Annotated in this window: 15 protein-coding genes; 9 read left to right on the forward strand and 6 right to left on the reverse strand. The window is 68.1% G+C overall.

The annotated features are described in order from the left end of the window. Nucleotides 1-3: 3 nt before the first annotated feature. The 5 genes from HUT07_RS08120 to HUT07_RS08140 form a co-directional block, all read right to left on the reverse strand. Nucleotides 4-342 carry a tetratricopeptide repeat protein gene (locus HUT07_RS08120; protein WP_176020503.1) on the reverse strand — a complete coding sequence of 113 codons (339 nt, stop codon included), beginning with the start codon at nt 340-342 and terminating at the stop codon, nt 4-6. Next, nucleotides 342-917, reverse strand: a complete 576-nt coding sequence (locus HUT07_RS08125; RefSeq protein ID WP_176020504.1) for a flavin reductase family protein — start codon at nt 915-917, stop codon at nt 342-344. The genes HUT07_RS08120 and HUT07_RS08125 overlap by 1 nt, the downstream gene beginning before the upstream one ends. Continuing rightward, nucleotides 914-1,543 carry a superoxide dismutase gene (locus HUT07_RS08130; protein WP_176020505.1) on the reverse strand — a complete coding sequence of 210 codons (630 nt, stop codon included), beginning with the start codon at nt 1,541-1,543 and terminating at the stop codon, nt 914-916. Before HUT07_RS08130 ends, HUT07_RS08125 begins: the two co-directional genes overlap by 4 nt. A 268-nt stretch (nt 1,544-1,811) precedes the next feature. After that, entirely contained in the window at nt 1,812-3,335 is a 1,524-nt protein-coding gene (locus HUT07_RS08135) for a thioredoxin family protein (protein ID WP_176020506.1), read from the reverse strand. A 99-nt stretch (nt 3,336-3,434) separates the two neighbouring features. Continuing rightward, a complete protein-coding gene (locus HUT07_RS08140) occupies nt 3,435-3,914 on the reverse strand; it encodes a GNAT family N-acetyltransferase (protein WP_176020507.1) in 480 nt (159 codons plus the stop codon). 54 nt (nt 3,915-3,968) lie between these two features. On the opposite strand from HUT07_RS08140, the gene HUT07_RS08145 reads away from it, so the two are divergent. The 9 genes from HUT07_RS08145 (at nt 3,969) to HUT07_RS08185 (ending at nt 15,061) form a co-directional block, all read left to right on the forward strand. After that, nucleotides 3,969-4,904 carry a TIGR03571 family LLM class oxidoreductase gene (locus HUT07_RS08145; protein ID WP_176020508.1) on the forward strand — a complete coding sequence of 312 codons (936 nt, stop codon included), beginning with the start codon at nt 3,969-3,971 and terminating at the stop codon, nt 4,902-4,904. Between the two features lie 120 nt (nt 4,905-5,024). Further along, complete coding sequence (locus HUT07_RS08150; protein WP_254898826.1) at nt 5,025-5,354, forward strand: DUF3817 domain-containing protein; 330 nt, start codon at nt 5,025-5,027, stop codon at nt 5,352-5,354. A 152-nt stretch (nt 5,355-5,506) separates the two neighbouring features. Then, nucleotides 5,507-6,703: an MFS transporter gene (locus HUT07_RS08155; RefSeq protein WP_176020509.1), complete on the forward strand. Its 1,197-nt coding sequence runs from the start codon at nt 5,507-5,509 to the stop codon at nt 6,701-6,703. Next, nucleotides 6,700-7,893 carry an isochorismate synthase gene (locus HUT07_RS08160; protein WP_176020510.1) on the forward strand — a complete coding sequence of 398 codons (1,194 nt, stop codon included), beginning with the start codon at nt 6,700-6,702 and terminating at the stop codon, nt 7,891-7,893. Before HUT07_RS08155 ends, HUT07_RS08160 begins: the two co-directional genes overlap by 4 nt. Then, nucleotides 7,890-9,542: an AMP-binding protein gene (locus tag HUT07_RS08165; RefSeq protein WP_176020511.1), complete on the forward strand. Its 1,653-nt coding sequence runs from the start codon at nt 7,890-7,892 to the stop codon at nt 9,540-9,542. The genes HUT07_RS08160 and HUT07_RS08165 overlap by 4 nt, the downstream gene beginning before the upstream one ends. Continuing rightward, on the forward strand, nt 9,542-10,174 hold the full coding sequence (locus tag HUT07_RS08170) for an isochorismatase family protein (RefSeq protein ID WP_176020512.1): 633 nt from the start codon (nt 9,542-9,544) through the stop codon (nt 10,172-10,174). Before HUT07_RS08165 ends, HUT07_RS08170 begins: the two co-directional genes overlap by 1 nt. Next, nucleotides 10,174-10,431, forward strand: coding sequence for a phosphopantetheine-binding protein (locus HUT07_RS08175; RefSeq protein WP_176020513.1), 258 nt, complete (start codon nt 10,174-10,176; stop codon nt 10,429-10,431). Before HUT07_RS08170 ends, HUT07_RS08175 begins: the two co-directional genes overlap by 1 nt. Further along, complete coding sequence (locus tag HUT07_RS08180) at nt 10,428-14,306, forward strand: non-ribosomal peptide synthetase (RefSeq protein ID WP_176020514.1); 3,879 nt, start codon at nt 10,428-10,430, stop codon at nt 14,304-14,306. The genes HUT07_RS08175 and HUT07_RS08180 overlap by 4 nt, the downstream gene beginning before the upstream one ends. Then, a complete protein-coding gene (locus HUT07_RS08185; protein ID WP_176020515.1) occupies nt 14,297-15,061 on the forward strand; it encodes a 2,3-dihydro-2,3-dihydroxybenzoate dehydrogenase in 765 nt (254 codons plus the stop codon). The genes HUT07_RS08180 and HUT07_RS08185 overlap by 10 nt, the downstream gene beginning before the upstream one ends. Before the next feature lie 121 nt (nt 15,062-15,182). On the opposite strand, the gene HUT07_RS08190 is transcribed toward HUT07_RS08185, so the two are convergent. Next, nucleotides 15,183-16,643, reverse strand: a complete 1,461-nt coding sequence (locus HUT07_RS08190) for an esterase-like activity of phytase family protein (RefSeq protein WP_176020516.1) — start codon at nt 16,641-16,643, stop codon at nt 15,183-15,185. Nucleotides 16,644-16,659: the final 16 nt, after the last annotated feature.

Genomic DNA, 16,659 nt, shown 5'->3' on the forward strand with positions numbered 1-16,659 from the left:
GTTTCAGCCGGCCTTCGCCAACAGCGCAGGCGACTGGCGGTCGAGCCTGCGCAGGAACACCTGCATCTCCTTGCGGGCCTGCTGGTCGCCTTTGTTGCCGGCCACGCTGAGCCCGCGTTGCCACGCCTCGCGCGCCGCCTGCGGCTGGCCACCGGCCAGCCATGCCTTGCCCAGCAGCTTCCAGGCCGCCGAATAATCGGGGTCCAGCACCACGCAGCGGCCCAGATGGGTGGCTGCACGCACCGGATCGCCTGCGTCCAGCCAGCCCTTGCCCAGGCCAAAGCGCAGCAGCGCGCTGTCCTTGCCGGCGGCGAGCATCCTTTCCAGCGTTTCGATGTCCATCAGCGCACCTCCACCAGGGTTTCCAGCGGCCCCGCCTGGAAGCGACCGCGATGGAACAGCAGCGGTGCGCCGCCTTCCTCCTGCACATCGACGATGCGCCCGGCCAGCAGCAGGTGATCGCCGACCGGCCACTGCGCGTGGCGGGTGCAGGTGAGGTGGACGACGGCACCGGCGATCCGCGGTGGCGCGTCCTCACCATCGTCCAGCAAGAGCACATCGGTGAATCGATGGCGCACCTGCGGGTCGGCGAATCGGCGCGCCAGGGCCTCCTGCCCGGCACCGAGCACGCTGATCGCGAACTGGGTGGCGCGCTGGAACGTGGACAGGCTCTGCGCATGCAGGGCCAGGTTCCACAGCACCAGCGGCGGCTGCAGCGAGATCGGCACGAACGAGTTGATGGTCAGCCCCTGCGGCTTTCCCTGCGCATCACGGGCGCAGACGATCGCCACACCGGTAGGGAAATGGCCGAGCAGCCGCCGCAGGGCACGCGGCGGCAGGCTGGCTGACGGCACCGGCGCCGGAGCGGGGAAGACCCCTGCCCACGGCCCGGCATATGCACCGGTGTCGCCGTTCATGCGGCCCTGGCCTGGCGGTAGCGCCGGCCGACTTCGGCCCAGTTGATGAGGTTGAAGAACGCGCCGATGTAGTCCGGGCGGCGGTTCTGGTAATGCAGGTAGTAGGCGTGTTCCCACACATCCAGAGCCAGGATCGGGGTGTTGCCGGACGCGCCAGCCGCTGCGCCCATCAGCGGGCTGTCCTGGTTGGCGCTGCTTTCGACCTGCAGGCGGCCCTCGTGATCGACGGTCAACCACGCCCAGCCACTGCCGAAGCGGGTCTGTGCGGCCTTGCTGAAGGTTTCCTTGAAGGCGTCATAGCCGCCGAGGTCGCGATCGATGGCGGCCGCAAGCTCGTCATCGGCCGTGCCGCCATTGGCGCTGAGGACGGTCCAGAACAGGCTGTGGTTGGCGTGGCCGCCGCCGTTGTTGCGCACGGCGCCGCGGATCGATTCGGGCAGGGCATCGAGGTCGGCGATCAGGGCTTCCACCGGCTGCGCCGGCAGGCCTGCTTGTTCGAGCGCGGCATTGAGGTTGTTGACGTAGGCCTGATGGTGCTTGCTGTGGTGGATCTCCATCGTGCGCGCATCGAAGTGCGGCTCGAGCGCGTCATAGGCATAGGGGAGGGCGGGAAGCGAGTACGACATCGAGACAGTCTCCGTGGGGAAGGCCAGCGGTGTGGTGTGGCCGTGGGGAGACTGTTATCGCACCTCAACATTGGTTGAGGTCAAGCGGAGTGATTGAAAAGCGGGCGCTGTGGGCGCGTTGACTGTCCCGGGATCGCGTGGGCGGGGAGGCGACGTCAAAGGCGAGAGGAGAAGGGGTAGTGCCGGCCGCTGGCCGGCAGCTGGTGATGGTCGGGGCTGCCGGCCAGCGGCCGGCACTACCGGTATCCGTCGAATCCTGCGTCTGACGTCAGCTCAACCAATCCTTGCAGGCGCTATCAACCTGATCACCACAGGCGGTCTGCATCCGCTGCTGCAACCGTGCCAGCGTCTCCGCACCCTTGTGCTTGGCGCTCCACGCCTGCAGTTGTCCGGCCAGCCGCTCGAAGCGCTGACGCGTGCGCTGGTGGTAGCCGGACGGCTGCTTGTCCAGCTCGGCGATCAACGCCTCGGTGGCCTGCTCGATGCGCGGTGCATCATCGGGCGCCAACCGCAACAGCCCCTCCACGTACAGCACGCCCCACTGCACGCGGGTGGCAGGCCCCTGCGCGCCCTCGTAGGCACGCTTCAACCACTCCAGGGCGCCGGCGGTATCGCCGCGCTGCTCGGCCAGTTCGGCCAGCTCCGGCATATAGTAGTAAGGCTGCTCGCTGCGCTTCAGTTCCGCCAGCAGCAAGGCCTCGGCGCCGGCATCGTCATCGACCTGACGCAGCGCGTAGACGGCACTGCTGATGGTGGCCTGGCGCGCATGCGCGTCCGTGGCGGCGGCATCGGCGGCTGCCACGCGTTGCTTTACCCGTTCAACCAGTGCTGCCGGCAGTGCGCCTTCGGGCTGCTGCTGGCGGGCCAGCGCCAGTTCGGTCAACGCGCGTGACAAGGCATCGTCAGCGCGATCACCACGCGCGGCATCGGCGCGTTCCAGCGCGACCAGCAGCTGCTGACCGAGGGCATTGCTGCTGGCCGGACCGGCACTGGCCTGCTTGACCAGCCCGGCGCCGGCATAGCCCAGCAGCTCGCGGTTGCGACGTACTTCCGCCGGTTGCGCCAGCACGGCCTGCAACAGTTCGCGTACCTGGGTGGGCGCTGTTGCCGGTTTCTCGGCCGTCGCCAACGCAAGCAGCGCGAAGCGACGCTGCAGCGCAGGTTCAGGTGCGGCCCCTGCCAGCTGCTGCAGCACGTCCTGCGTGCTGCGCTTGCCGGCCAGGCGGTTGGCATCGACCTCCCAGCCGTAGTCGCCCAGCACCTGCCAGTCTTCGGCGCCAAGCTTGGCCGGTGTCGCCAGTGCGGTGGCCAAGGTCTCGGCGACGGCGCTGCGCCGGCTGGCGGCGACAGTCAGTGCCCGGGTCAGTTCGGCTGCGTCGTTGCCGCCGGCCACGCGGGTGATTTCGTTGCGCTGCGGATCGAGCACGATCAGGGTCGGATAGCCGCGTACACCGAAGCGTTCGCCCCATGCCTGTGCGCCTTCCTCGTCGCCGTCCAGGTACACCGGCACGAACTTGCCGGTCAGGGCGATGAAGGCCGGATCCTTGAACAAGCCGGCCTTGAGCTGGTTGCACGGTGGGCACCACACCGCGCCCCAGTACAGCAGCACCGGCTTACCACTCTCGGCGGCTTCGTTGAAAGCATCATCCACATCGCCCTGGCGCCAAGCGATGGCGGAGGCCGGGGCGGTGGCTGCGGCCTGCGCCGGCGGCACCGGGGCGGAAGCGGGTGAGCAGGCGCTCAGGGCCGAGGCCAGCAGCAACAGGGAAAGCGCGACGCGCATCGGCAGCATCTCGAAGGACAGGGTGATGGGCCATTGTAGGAACGGCCGGGGTACTGGCTGATGCAGTTTGCTTATGTCGCATGCGCAGCACGGCATGTGGGCTGGACATCAGTGCGGACCAGGGTCTGCACCCACCAGAGCGGGCACCATCAACACCAGCGGCTGGTAGATCAGGCCGTTGAACTCGCCGACGTCACCATCCAGCACGAATCCATAGTGTTCATAGGTGGGCACCGCGTTGAGCGAGGCGCGGACGGTCATCTGCGGGCCACGCGCCTTCGGCAGCACCGCCTGCAGCAGGGCACGACCAATGCCTTGCCCCTGCAGTTCGGGCGCAACGAACAGCATTGCCAGATGCTGGCCGGCCTTCAGTTCCACCACGCCGACCACCCGGCCTGCCTGTTCGGCCACGAGGATGTGGTTGTCGCCCTGCAGCCGCTCGCCGAACGCAGAGGCAGCGGCCACCGTGCCGAAGGTGGCGATGCCCTCGACGGTGAGCATGGGCGCAACGGCTGCAGTGAACGCCGCCATGCACACCGCGCTGATCGCGGGCAGGTCATCGACATGGGCGGGGCGGATCCTGGTCATGTGCTGTACTTCCAGTGGCGGGACGACATCAATGCCCCACGCTAAGCTGGCGGCATGACTGATTTCAATCCCGCCCATGCACGCCTGTTTCCAACGCAGGGCCTCAGCCTTGGCCTCATGACGCCGGTGGCCGCGCGTGGCTTGGCCGATCCGCGTGAGGCACGACGCACCGCGAGGCTGGCCGACGATCTCGGTTTCGCGGCGCTGTGGACCCGGGATGTGCCGTTGATGGTGCCGCAGGGGCCAGACGCGACTGCCAGCGCGCTGGATGATCCGTTCCTGTGGCTGGGAATGCTGGCTGCGGCGACCGAACGCATCGTGATCGGCACGGCGGCCATCGTGCTGCCGTTGCGGCAACCGCTGCAGGTGGCGAAGTCGGCGCTGACGCTGGACCGGATCAGCAGTGGGCGCTTCGTGCTGGGCCTTGGGTCGGGTGATCGACCTGAGGAGTTCGCGGTGTTCGGTGAGGATCTGGAAAGCAGGGCAACGACCTTCCGCGAACGCTGGTCGCTGCTGCGTGCGGCGCTGTCCCCCGAATCCTCAGAGCGTGCATCGGTGCTGCAGGCAACCGGTGGGTACGACGTACTGCCCGCGCCGGCCAGGCGCATTCCGATGCTGGTGGTCGGTACTGCGCGGCAGAGCCTGCAGTGGATCGCGCGCGAAGCCGAAGGCTGGGCGACCTATCACCGCGAAGAGACCGCGCAGGAAGGGCGCATTGGTCTGTGGCAGCAGGCCCTGGCCCAGCGCGGCGGTGCGCCCAAACCGTTCGTGCAGTCGATGCTGCTGGACCTGCAGGCCGACCCGGCTGCGCCGGCAGAGCCACTGCCGCTGGGCCTGAAGGTGGGCCGCGATGGCCTGCGCGACTATCTGTTGCGGGTGCACGCGCAGGGCGTGGCGCATGTGATGTTCAACCTTGTGGACAACGGCCGGCCGCTGGACGACGTACTGCGTGAGATCGGGGAACAGGTCCTGCCGGATACGCTTCGATAGCTGTCCACCTTGGTGGACACAGATCTACGGTTCGCCGGTCATGGCCCGGCGCTACCCTCGGTGTCCGGAACGTTCGCATCTGCGTATCATTCGCGTTTGATCCTGTCGCCGGAGCCGCGCATGACCCAACCCAACCCCATGCACCCGACCGGACGCCTGTTCGCAGTCGTCGCCTTCATCGAGGCCATCACCTGGGCCGGCCTGCTGGTCGGCATGTGGCTCAAGTACGGCCCGCAGGCCAACGTCGCGCTGGTGAAACTGTTCGGGCCGCTGCATGGCGTGGCGTTCATGGTCTACGTGGCGGTCACCCTGTTTGCGGCGCTGCGTCTGCGCTGGCCGTGGTGGGCAACAGGGCTGGCCTTGCTGGCCGCGATTCCGCCGCTGGTGACCCTGCCGCTGGAGTGGTGGTTCAAGCGTCGCGGCCTGCTGTCGGTACGCGCAGGGCAGTGATGCACCCTCGGGTGCATGCCCGTTAAGCGAATGGGTATCAAATGCAAATGCGAGCCGTTATCATTTAAGGATGGCGTCGCCGCCTGACAAAGCGACGTCGCGCGGGGTGCGGAGGCGCCCGGCGTTCCCTCCTTGGTTACGGTTGGTGTTCCATGCATGCACGTCCCGTGGTTCCCGGCTTGCCGGCGCTGGTGTTGGCTGCCCTGATCGGCACCATGGCGATGATGTCCTTCGTCGCCGTCATCGGCCCGGTGGTCCGCCTGCTGGGCCTGTCTGAATGGCATGCCGGTCTATCGGTCACGGCCGCGGGTGTGTTGTGGATGCTGGCCGCTCGCCCCTGGGGCCAGCTCAGCGATCGCATCGGCCGCAAGCGCGTGCTGGTGCTGGCCATGAGCGCCTACACGCTGGTCTACATCGCGTTGGCGGTGTTCATCGATGTCGCGCTGCAGACGATACCGCCGGTGCTGGTGTCGGTGCTGGTGCTGGTAGGCGCGCGTGGGCTGGTGGGCCTGTTCTATGCAGCAGTGCCGCCAACCGCCGCTGCGCTGATCGCAGACCAGGCCCCGCCCGGGCAACGCACCAAATTCCTGGCCCGGCTGGGCAGCGCCAATGCGCTGGGCATGGTGCTGGGCCCGGCTGCCGCCGGCTGGCTGGCCTACAAGAACCTGCCGCTGGCACTGTACGTGGCAGCACTGTTGCCGTTGCTCGCGCTGGGCCTGCTGGCGTGGCGCTTGCCTTCCACGCCACCGATGGCGGCCGCAGAAAGCCGCAGGCGCGTACCACTGTCGCGCCTCGACCCGCGCCTGCGCCTGCCGCAGATGGCGGCCTTCGTGGCGATGGTGTCGGTCACCATCGCCCAAGTCACGGTGGGCTTCTTCGCCATTGACCGCCTCGGTCTGGACGCAGCCGAAGGCGCGCGCATGGCCGGCATCGCCCTGACCGCGGTGGGCGTGGGCCTGATCCTCGCGCAGGGGCTGGTGATGAAGCTGGACGTGCATCCCCGGCGCTGGATCATCCTCGGCGCCCTGATTGCCGGTATCGGCTTCGCGTCGGTGGCCGCTGTGCAGCAGGCCTGGCAATTGCCAGCAGCGTACGCGCTGGCGGCATTCGGCATGGGCTTTGTGTTTCCCTCCTTCCAGGCATTGGCCGCCGATGCGGTGCAGTCGCACGAGCAGGGCGCGGCAGCCGGCACGGTCGCGGCGGCACAGGGCCTGGGCATGGTGGCCGGGCCGATGCTCGGCACCCTGTTGTATCGCGGTGGGGCCAGCCTGCCTTACCTGCTGGTCGGCGTACTGCTGCTGGTGTTGTGTGTGCTGGCCGCAGCGTATCGGATGAAGGAGACCCCATGAACGATTCCCTGATGCAGGGTGCGTGGCCGGAGGCTGCGTCGATGCTGCCGGAACCCACCGCTGAAGCCTCGCTGTTCCTGTTGCGGCAGGCCGATCAGCAGATGCATGCGCGGGGTTGCCGCGCACCGTTGCCGACGGGGGCGCTGGCGACACTGGCCGAGCGCGTGGCCACGTTCTTCGCGCAACAGCGCGGTGGCCCGGGCCTGCTGGTCGGCGCGGTGCCGTTCGAGCCACGCGCCGATGATGCGTTGTACCAGCCCGAACGGTTGCTGCCGGCGTTGCCCGTGCAGTCGCAGGCGGCACCGGCGCTGTCCGGCGCACTGACCGCCGAGCCGTCCGCACAGGACTACGCAGCGGCGGTGGCCGACGCGGTCAGCACCATGCGCGCGCCCAATCCGGCGCTGCACAAGGTGGTGCTGGCGCGCAGTCTGTTGGCGCACACACAGCAGGCGCTGTCGCCGGAAATGCTGCTGGCCCGCCTGGGTACCGATCCTTCGGTGGCGACCTACGCCGTGCCGCTGCCGGTGGACGTCGGCCAGGCACCGGCGTGGCTGGTGGGCGCAACGCCGGAGCTGCTGCTGCGCAAGCGCGGTGCGCAGGTACTGTCGCACCCGCTTGCCGGTTCGGCACGGCGCAGTGCTGATCCGGCGGCCGACGAGCGTGCCGCGCAGGCGTTGCTGGCATCGGCAAAGGATCACGACGAGCACCGCCATGTGGTTGAAGCCATCGTCGATGGCCTGTCGCCCTGGTGCAGCCACGTCGAGGCGCAGCCGCGCCCGGTGCTGCACGCTACCGCCAGCATGTGGCATCTGGGCACGCGCATCCACGCCACGCTGAAGGACGCTGCCACCTCGGCGGCGACACTGCTGGCCGAGCTGCATCCCACCCCGGCCGTCTGCGGTACACCGCGGCTGGACGCACTGCAGCGCATCCGTGCGCTGGAACCGGTACCACGTGGCTTCTACGCCGGCGCCGTGGGCTGGCTGGATGCACAGGGTGACGGCGACTGGTATGTGGCGATCCGTTGCGCGCGCCTGCAGGGCACCCAACTGCGACTGTATGCCGGTGCAGGCATCGTCGCCGACTCGCAGCCCGCCGCCGAGGTCGCCGAGACCGCCGCCAAATTCGCTGCGCTGTTGAACGCGCTGGGCGTGCAGGACCCGCTGCCCCTGATCGAGGTATCCGCATGATCCCGTCCGCCGTTGACTCCCGCCTGCCGCTGCAGCAGCAATGGCCTGAAGCGCTGGTCGCGCGCTATCGGGCTGCAGGTCATTGGCGTGGCGAGACCTTCCCCGGCTTCCTGCGCGAACGCGCCGAGCGCCATGCCGATGACATCGCAGTGGTGGCCGGCGATGTGCGGCTGAGCTATGCGCAGCTCTGGCATGAGGCCGGGCGCATCGGTGCCGGCCTGCTGGCGCTGGGCCTGCAGCCCGGTGAGCGCGTGCTGGTGCAGCTTGGCAACACCGCCAGTTTCATCAGTACCGTCTGCGGGCTGTTCCGCGCCGGGCTGGTGCCGGTATACGCGCTGCCGGCGCACCGCATCACCGAGCTGGCGCACTTTGCCCGCAAGGCCGAGGCCAGTGCCTACATCAGCACCGATGTACATGAGGGCTTCGACCATCGTGGCCTGGCGCGCGCGCTGCAGGATGAAGTGCCGGCGGTACGCCACGTGCTGATCGATGGCGAAGCGGCCGAGTTCGTCGCGCTGGAATCGCTGCAGGGCGACCGCGGCCAGCTGCCAGCCGACCCAGATCCGCAGTCGGTAGCGTTCCTGCAGATATCCGGTGGCAGCACCGGGCTGTCAAAGCTGATTCCGCGCACGCACGACGATTACATCTACTCGTTCCGCGCCAGCAACGAAATCTGTGGCATCGACCGCGACAGCGTGTACCTGGTCGCGCTGCCGGCGGCACACAACTTCCCGATGAGTTCGCCCGGCTTCTTCGGTGCGCTGTACGCCGGTGCCCGCGTGGTGCTCAGCCCGGGCCCGGGCCCGGATGCGGCATTCCCGTTGATCGCGCGCGAGCAGGTGACCTGCTGCGGCCTGGTACCGCCGCTGGCGCTGCTGTGGGCACAGGCGGCGGCGACCAGCAAGCACGATCTGTCCAGCCTGCAGGTCCTGCAGGTCGGTGGCGCGAAGCTGGTGCCGGAAGCCGCACGACGGGTCATCGATGGCCTGGGTTGCACGTTGCAGCAGGTGTTCGGCATGGCCGAAGGTCTGGTCAACTACACCCGGCTGGATGATCCGCAGGAACTGATCGTCGCCTGCCAAGGGCGGCCGATCAGTGCCGATGATGAAGTTCGCGTGGTCGATGACCACGATAATCCCGTTGCAGAAGGCGAGGTCGGCCATCTGCTCACGCGGGGCCCGTATACCATCCGCGGTTACCACAACGATGCGGCGGCGAGTGCACGCTCGTTCACCGACGATGGCTTTTATCGCACCGGTGACCGCGTGCAGCAGCTGCCCGGCGGCTACCTGGTGGTGCAGGGCCGTGCCGGCGACCACATCAACCGAGCGGGCGAGAAGATCTCTGCCGAGGAGATCGAAGACCATCTGCTGGCCCATGGCAGCGTGTTCGATGCCGCCGTGGTCTCCATTCCTGACGACTATCTGGGCGAGCGCAGCTGCGCCTTCGTGATCCAGCAGGGCGAGGTGATCAAGGCGCCGGCGCTGAAGGCCTGGATGCGTGGACGTGGCCTCGCCGCGTTCAAGGTGCCCGATCAGATTGTTTTCGTGGACAGCTTCGATACCACGGCGGTTGGCAAGATCAGCCGCCGCGAACTGCGTGCGCAACTGCGCGCGCGTCATCTGCAACAGACAGGAGGAACGCGCTGATGGCGCTGCCCCGTATTGCCCCGTATTCCCTTCCGACCGCCGCGGAACTGCCGCAGGCGCGCGGTAACTGGCGTCCCCAGCGTGATCGTGTTGTCTTGCTGGTGCACGACATGCAGCGCTACTTCCTCGCCGCCTTCGATGCGGGCAACGCGCCGCTGCGTCCGGCGGTGGACAACATCGCGCGTCTGCTGGGGCATTGCCGTACGCACGGCATTCCGGTGTTCTACACCGCCCAGCACGGTGACCAGGACCGGCGTGACCGCGGCCTGCAGGCAGACCTGTGGGGCCCGGGCATGGGCCGGCGTGCCGACCATGAGCCGATCATCGACGCGCTGGCACCGGCGGCGGGTGAGCATGTGCTGGTCAAGCACCGCTACAGCGCATTCCAGCGCAGCAACCTGGAGACGCTGATGCGCGTGCGTGGCCGCGACCAGCTGCTGATCACCGGCGTCTACGCGCACATCGGATGCACCGCTACGGCGGTCGAAGCGTTCCAGCGCGACATCGAAACCTTCATCGCCGCCGATGCCGTGGCGGACTTCTCGCGTGCCGACCATGATCAGGCACTGCACTGGATCGCCCGCACCTGCGGCGTACCGATGACCACCGACCAGCTGCTGGAAGCATTGTGATGAACGCGACGACCGAAACCTTGACCCTGGAGCGCATGCGTACCGACGTCGCCCGCGTACTGGACTGCCAGGCGGCCGACATCGGCGACGATGACAACCTGATCGATCTGGACCTGGATTCGATGCGCATGCTGGGGCTGGTGCTGGCCTGGGGCAATACCGGGCTGCCACTGGAGTTCTCGCAGCTGGCCGAACACACCACGCTGCGCCAGTGGTGGGCCATGGTGCAGCAGCTGCAGGCCGCGCAGACGGCATGAACGGATCGCCGCTGCCGCTGACCGAGGCGCAGGCCGGGCTGTGGTTTGCCCAGCGGCTGGCCCCCGAAAATCCTGCATTCAACACCGCGCACGCGGTGTGGATCGAGGGTCCGTTGGATGTGGCAGCGTTCACTGCTGCCGCCAACCAGGCCGCCGCCGAGGCCGAAGCGCTGGCACTGCGTTTCGCCGAGACCGAGGACGGCCAGCCCGTGCAATGGCACGAACCCACACGGGTGCCATCACTACAGCTGCGCGATGTCTCCGCGGCGGCCGATCCACAGCAGGCGGCGCGCGCTGCGATGCAGGCTGATCGCTCCAGCGCGGTCGATCCCACCCGCGACCGACTGAGCCAGCAGGTGCTGTTCAACCTGGGTGGCCAGCGCTGGGCCTGGTACCTGCGCGTGCATCACCTGGCTACCGATGGCTACGGCATGGCGTTGTTCAGCGACCGCGTCTGCGCCCTGTACGCGGGCCGCACGGGTAGCGCGTTGCCTGCGCTGGCGGGCGTGCTGGCCGACGATGCCAGCTACCGCAGCGATGCGCGCCGAGACGCCGACAGGCAGTGGTGGCTGCAGGCACTGCAGGGCGCGCCGGCCTCCACCGGCCTTGCCGGCACCGCCGCTGCCAGTGACGATGCCGTGCGCTGGGTACAGCCGGTGGACCCCGCCTTGCGCGAGCGACTGCTGCAGGTTTCGGCGTCGTGGCTGCAGCCGTGGCCGGATGTGCTCGCCGCATTGGCCGCCGAGTATGTGCGCCGCATGAGCGCGTCCGAGGAAGTCGTGCTCGGCATGCCCTACATGGCGCGCCTGGGCAGCGTTGCGGCGCGGGTGCCGGCGATGGTGATGAACGTGCTGCCGCTGCGGGTGGCGGGCGGCGATGAGAGCGTCGAGGAATTCTGCCGGCGCATCGGGCGCCAGCTGAGCCAGGGCCGTAAGCATGGCCGTTACCGTGGCGAGCAGTTGCGTCGTGACCTCGGGCTGGTCGGTGCACAGCATCGCCTGCATGGGCCGTTGATCAACGTGCAACCCTTCTACAAGCCGCTGGCGCTGCCGGGTGTGCAGGCCTCGCTTGAGGTGCTGAGTACCGGTCCGGTCGACGATCTGACACTGGGCTTCCGCGGCGATGGACAGACCCTGCTGGATCTGGAGATTGAAGCGAACCCTGCGCTGTACGGTCTGCACGACGTGAAGGCGCATACCCGGCGGTTGCTGCATTTCGTGTCGGCGGCGCTGCAGGCCGAACACATCGCGGCGGTGCCGCTGGCCACGCCGGAAGAATCGAAGCAGGTCGTGCAGGGCTTCAATGCCACCACGCATCCGCTGCCTGACACCACCCTGGTCGAACTGCTGCAGCAGGGCATGGACCGTGATCCGTCGGCACCGGCGCTGGTGTTCGGCGATACGACGCTGGACCACGCCACGCTGGAGGCGCGCAGCTTCGCCCTGGCCGCGCAGCTGCGCTCGCTGGGCGTTGGTCCCGGCACCGTTGTCGCCGTAGCGATGCCGCGTTCGCTGGAGCTGGTGGTGGCGCTGCTGGCGGTACTGCGCGCAGGCGGCGCGTACCTGCCACTGGACCTTGCCCATCCGGCTGAACGCCTGGCGCGCATCCTGGCATCCGCGCAACCGGTCTGTGTGCTGGCAGAGGCCGGCGTGCAATCCCGGTTGGCAGACGTACCGGTGCTGTCGCCGGATCAATGGACCGATCTGAGCTTCGCCGCACCGTGGCCGGGCCCGATGGGCGACGATGCGGCCTATGTGATCTATACCTCCGGTTCGACAGGCGAGCCCAAGGGCGTGGTGATCGAGCACCGCGCCATCGTCAATCGCCTGCTGTGGATGCGCGAGCACTATGGCATCGGTGCCGACGACCGGATTCTGCAGAAGACCCCGGCGACCTTCGACGTATCGGTCTGGGAGTTCTTCCTGCCGCTGCTGTGCGGCGCGACGCTGGTGCTGGCAGGGCCGGACGCACACCGCGACCCGACCGAGCTGGCGCGATTGATCCGCGAGCATGGCATCACCACCGCTCACTTCGTGCCGTCGATGCTGGACGCGTTCCTGGCGGCACCGGCTTCCCGGGACCTGCAGCTGCGGCGCGTGTTCACCAGTGGCGAGGCGCTGGATGCCGCCCTGCGTGATCGCTTCCACGCGAGAATGCACGCCGAACTGCACAACCTGTACGGGCCGACCGAAGCTGCTGTGGATGTGAGCTGGTGGCCGGCGTCGGCCGATGACCGCTCGCGCCCGGTGCCGATCGGTTTTCCGGTCTGGAACACCCGCCTGTATGTGCTTGACGCACGGATGCAGCCCGTGCCGGTGGGCGTGGCAGGTGACCTTTACCTCGGCGGTGTGCAGTTGGCGCGCGGCTATCTCGGCCGCGACGATCTGACTGCCGAGCGCTTTCTGGCCGATCCGTTCCTGCCGGCGGAGCGCATCTATCGTACTGGCGACGTGGCGCGCTGGCGGGCCGACGGTGCTGTCGAATACCTCGGGCGCAGCGACCACCAGGTGAAGCTGCGCGGCCTGCGCATCGAGCTTGGCGAGATCGAAGCGGCATTGCGCGAGCTGCCTGGCATGGACCGGGTGGAAGTGCTGTTGCGCGATGATCTTCCCGGCGAGGCACGACTGGTCGCCTATGTGCCGTCGACCCAGGACGATGCAGCGCTGCTGCGCAGTCATCTGCTGACGCGTGTGCCGGACTACATGGTGCCGTCTGCGTTCGTGGGCGTGGATCACTGGCCGGTGACGTCCAATGGCAAGCTGGACCGGGCCGCGCTGCCGAAGCCGTCGCAGCAGGAGATCGCTGGGCAGGCACCGCGCACGCCGCTGGAGCAGGAACTGGCCGGCCTGTTCGCGCAGGCGCTGGGGCGGGAATCGCCGGTGGCTGTCGATGTGGATTTCTTCAGTCTCGGTGGCGACTCGCTTTCGGCCGTGCACCTGCTGCTGGCCATCGAGCAGCGCTGGCGTTGCGAGCTGGGCCTCGGCGCGCTGTTCGCGCAGCCGACCGTTGCCGCGCTGGCGGCACGCATCGCCGAGCCGCCCGTACGTGCCGACCACGCGTTGGGGCCGGTGATTGCACTGTCTGCGTCCGACGAGCCAACTGTCGCGCCCTTGTTCGTGCTGCACCCGGCGGGCGGCATTGCATGGAACTATCGCGCGCTTGCGCGGGCGCTGCGGCCAACGCGCGCGGTGTACGGGCTGCAATCACCCGCGCTCGATGCCACGCAACCCCTGCCAGGCAGCATCGAGGCCATGGCCAATGACTATGTGCAGCGGGTGATCACCCTGCAGCCGCAGGGGCCGGTCCATCTGCTTGGCTGGTCGGTGGGCGGCATCCTCGCGCAGGCGATGGCCGTGCGCCTGCACGACATCGGGCGCGAGGTCGGTGAACTGGTGCTGCTCGATGCCTATCCCAGCGAATGCTGGCGTGCCGAACCGGAGCCCGACCCGATCGCGGCGCTCCGGGCGCTGTTGGCCATCGCGGGGCACGATCCTGACGCGCATCCCGAGCTGGACGACCGTGCGCGCATCCTCGCCTTCCTGCGGCGCGGCGGCAGCGCGCTGGGCAGCCTGCCCGAGGTGGTGCTAGACGGCGTGGTGCGGGCGGTGACCGGTACCAATCGACTGATCCGCGAACACCAGCACCGACCCTTCGTGGGAACGCTGGCGCATGTGCGCGCCGGACGTGATCATCAGGCACGGCCGCAGCTGCAGTCCGCGCTGTGGAAGGCCCATGCGTTGCAGGTGGATGCCATCGAGCTGCCGTTCCTGCACGCCGAACTGACCGGTCGCGATGCCGTGGCACAGCTGGCACCGTGGTTGTCGGCGCGCCTGCAGCAATGGGACAGGCAACAGGAGAATGCAACGTGCAGTTGACGGGTTTTGAAGGCAATGTGGCGCTGGTGACCGGCGCAGCGGGAGGTATCGGCGCCGCATTGGTGGGGCAGCTGCTGGACGCAGGGTGCCGTGTGGTGGCAACCGATCGCGAGCGCCCCGCGCTGGTGACCGACGATGGGCGCGTGCAGGCCTTCGCACTGGACGTTACCGACGGCGCGGCTGTGGATGCCCTGGTCGATCATGTGGAAGCCACGGCGGGGCCGATCATGCTGGCGGCCAGCGTGGCCGGTGTGCTGCATGTCGGCGAGGTCGTGGACACCAGCGACGCGGATTGGCGCAGGGTGTTCGCGGTCAATGCCGACGGTGTGTTCCATGTCGGTCGCGCATTGGCGCGGGTGATGTCGCCGCGCAGGCAAGGTGCCATCGTGACTGTCAGCTCCAACGCGGGGGGCGTGCCACGGCACGGCATGGCCGCTTACGCGGCCTCGAAGGCGGCGGCGACGATGTTCACCCGATGCCTGGGGCTGGAGCTTGCGCCGCAGGGCATCCGCTGCAACATCGTTGCACCGGGCTCCACGCTGACCCCGATGCAGACCGGCATGTGGGAAGACGAGCAGGGCGCGGCACGGGTGATTGCCGGCAATCCAGCGACCTACAAGGCGGGCATTCCGTTGCGCAAGCTGGCCACGCCGGAGGACATCGCGCAGGCGGTGATGTTCCTGCTGTCCGAGCAGGCCGGGCACGTGGCGATGAGTGACCTGTACGTGGACGGTGGCGCCACGCTGCGCGGGTAGGAATGCACTATGTAGAGCCGAGCCCATGCTCGGCTTATTACTCAACGCGGGAACATTCCGTGCGGAGCAGCCGAGCATGGGCTCGGCTCTACAGAATCTATCGTGGCCTGATGGGTAGTGGCTACGGCAGGGTGAGCCGATACACCAGCAGCCGGTTGTCGTTGTCGTACGCGCTGTCGCAGTGCTCGCCCTGCATGCGGCAGCTGCGTGCGATGAAGTCGTTGTCGTTGCCGACCAGCAGCAGTACGTCGCTCGGATGCTCTGGATCAAGCGCTGGCAACACGTCCATCGCCTCCCACTTCTCCGACAGCAGCCCCGGGTGCGGGCCACGCCCTGTATCCAGGTCCAGCCCGGCCAAGGCCAGCTGTTGCCGGTCGAGCAGGTTCAGCACCTCTTTGACCTGGGCAGGCACGATGCCGGTTTTCAACATGGCGTCAGCCGGGTCGGCCAGCACCGATGCGGTGCCGGTCTCATACTCGGTCTCAACCAGATTTGCGGCCTGCGCCACGTTCACCAGCAGCACCGATTTGTAGACGATCGGGTCGTTGCCATCCTTGCCCAGACCGTTGCCATCGCGCGCCAGCATCAGGAATCGCTCGTTGTCCAGCGCACGCAGCTCGCTCTGGGCAGCAGTACGGTCGAGCTTGCCCTTGCCGTCATGGGCATAGGCGGGCAGGATCATCACGTGATGGCCGACGGGCTGCGTCGGCGTCGGGTTGCTGGACACGTCGTAGACCAGCACGCGGGTATTGATGCGGCCAGCGGCATTGCCCGCCGCGCTGTCCTGGACCAATGCACTCTGCAGGGCAACAAACAGCCGTGTGCCGTCGGGCGACAGGCTCATGCCTTCCACGCCCTGGTTGTTGCGGCGCCCGGTCTGCGGTGGGGTCAACGATCCAAAAGCAGGCTTGCCATCGCGTTGTGGCTGGATCGCCAGCGGCGGCACGATCACGCCCTGCAGCTGGCCCTGTGCATCGAAGTAGTAGACGTTGGCGGTGTACTCGTCGCCGATGTAGAAGTGGCCATCGGCGGTGAACTGCAGGGATTCGGCATCGAGCGCGACCTTGCCGGCTCCCGCGCCCACGGCGGGCGAGGGCAGCACCACGCCACGCTGGTTGATTGTGTGATCACCCGGGTCGGCACCGGTGAAGGGCTGACCCTTGTAGTCCTTCAGCAGCAGGCCCTTGTCGGGTGTCATCGTCACCACGCCGAAGCCCTTGGACGTTCCCTGCGGCCAGTCGATGCGTAGCTTCATGCGCTCCAGACGGCCGGCATAGTCGTAGAACAGCCCGGCATCCGGGTCGTTGCGGCCGCGGTCCGGCAGGGTCCACAGCACCCCCTCGTAACCCCGCGCGGTGCGCCGCCACGTGCCCGGCTGCACCTCCAACGACGAGAACGAGCCCAGCGTATCGCCGAGGAAGTCCACGGTGCCCGCCGGCAATCGCCCGGCGGCGACCAATCCCTTGTCCACGTAGGTGGAGCTGCCCACGTCCACCGCGCGTGGCGGCACGCCGCGGGCTTCATGCGGTGCGTTGTAGCCGCTGACCGAAAGTGCGGCCAGCAGCAGGGCGGTAGCGGACATGGATGGACTCCTCGGC

The organism is Stenotrophomonas sp. NA06056 (assembly GCF_013364355.1).
Lineage (GTDB): Bacteria > Pseudomonadota > Gammaproteobacteria > Xanthomonadales > Xanthomonadaceae > Stenotrophomonas.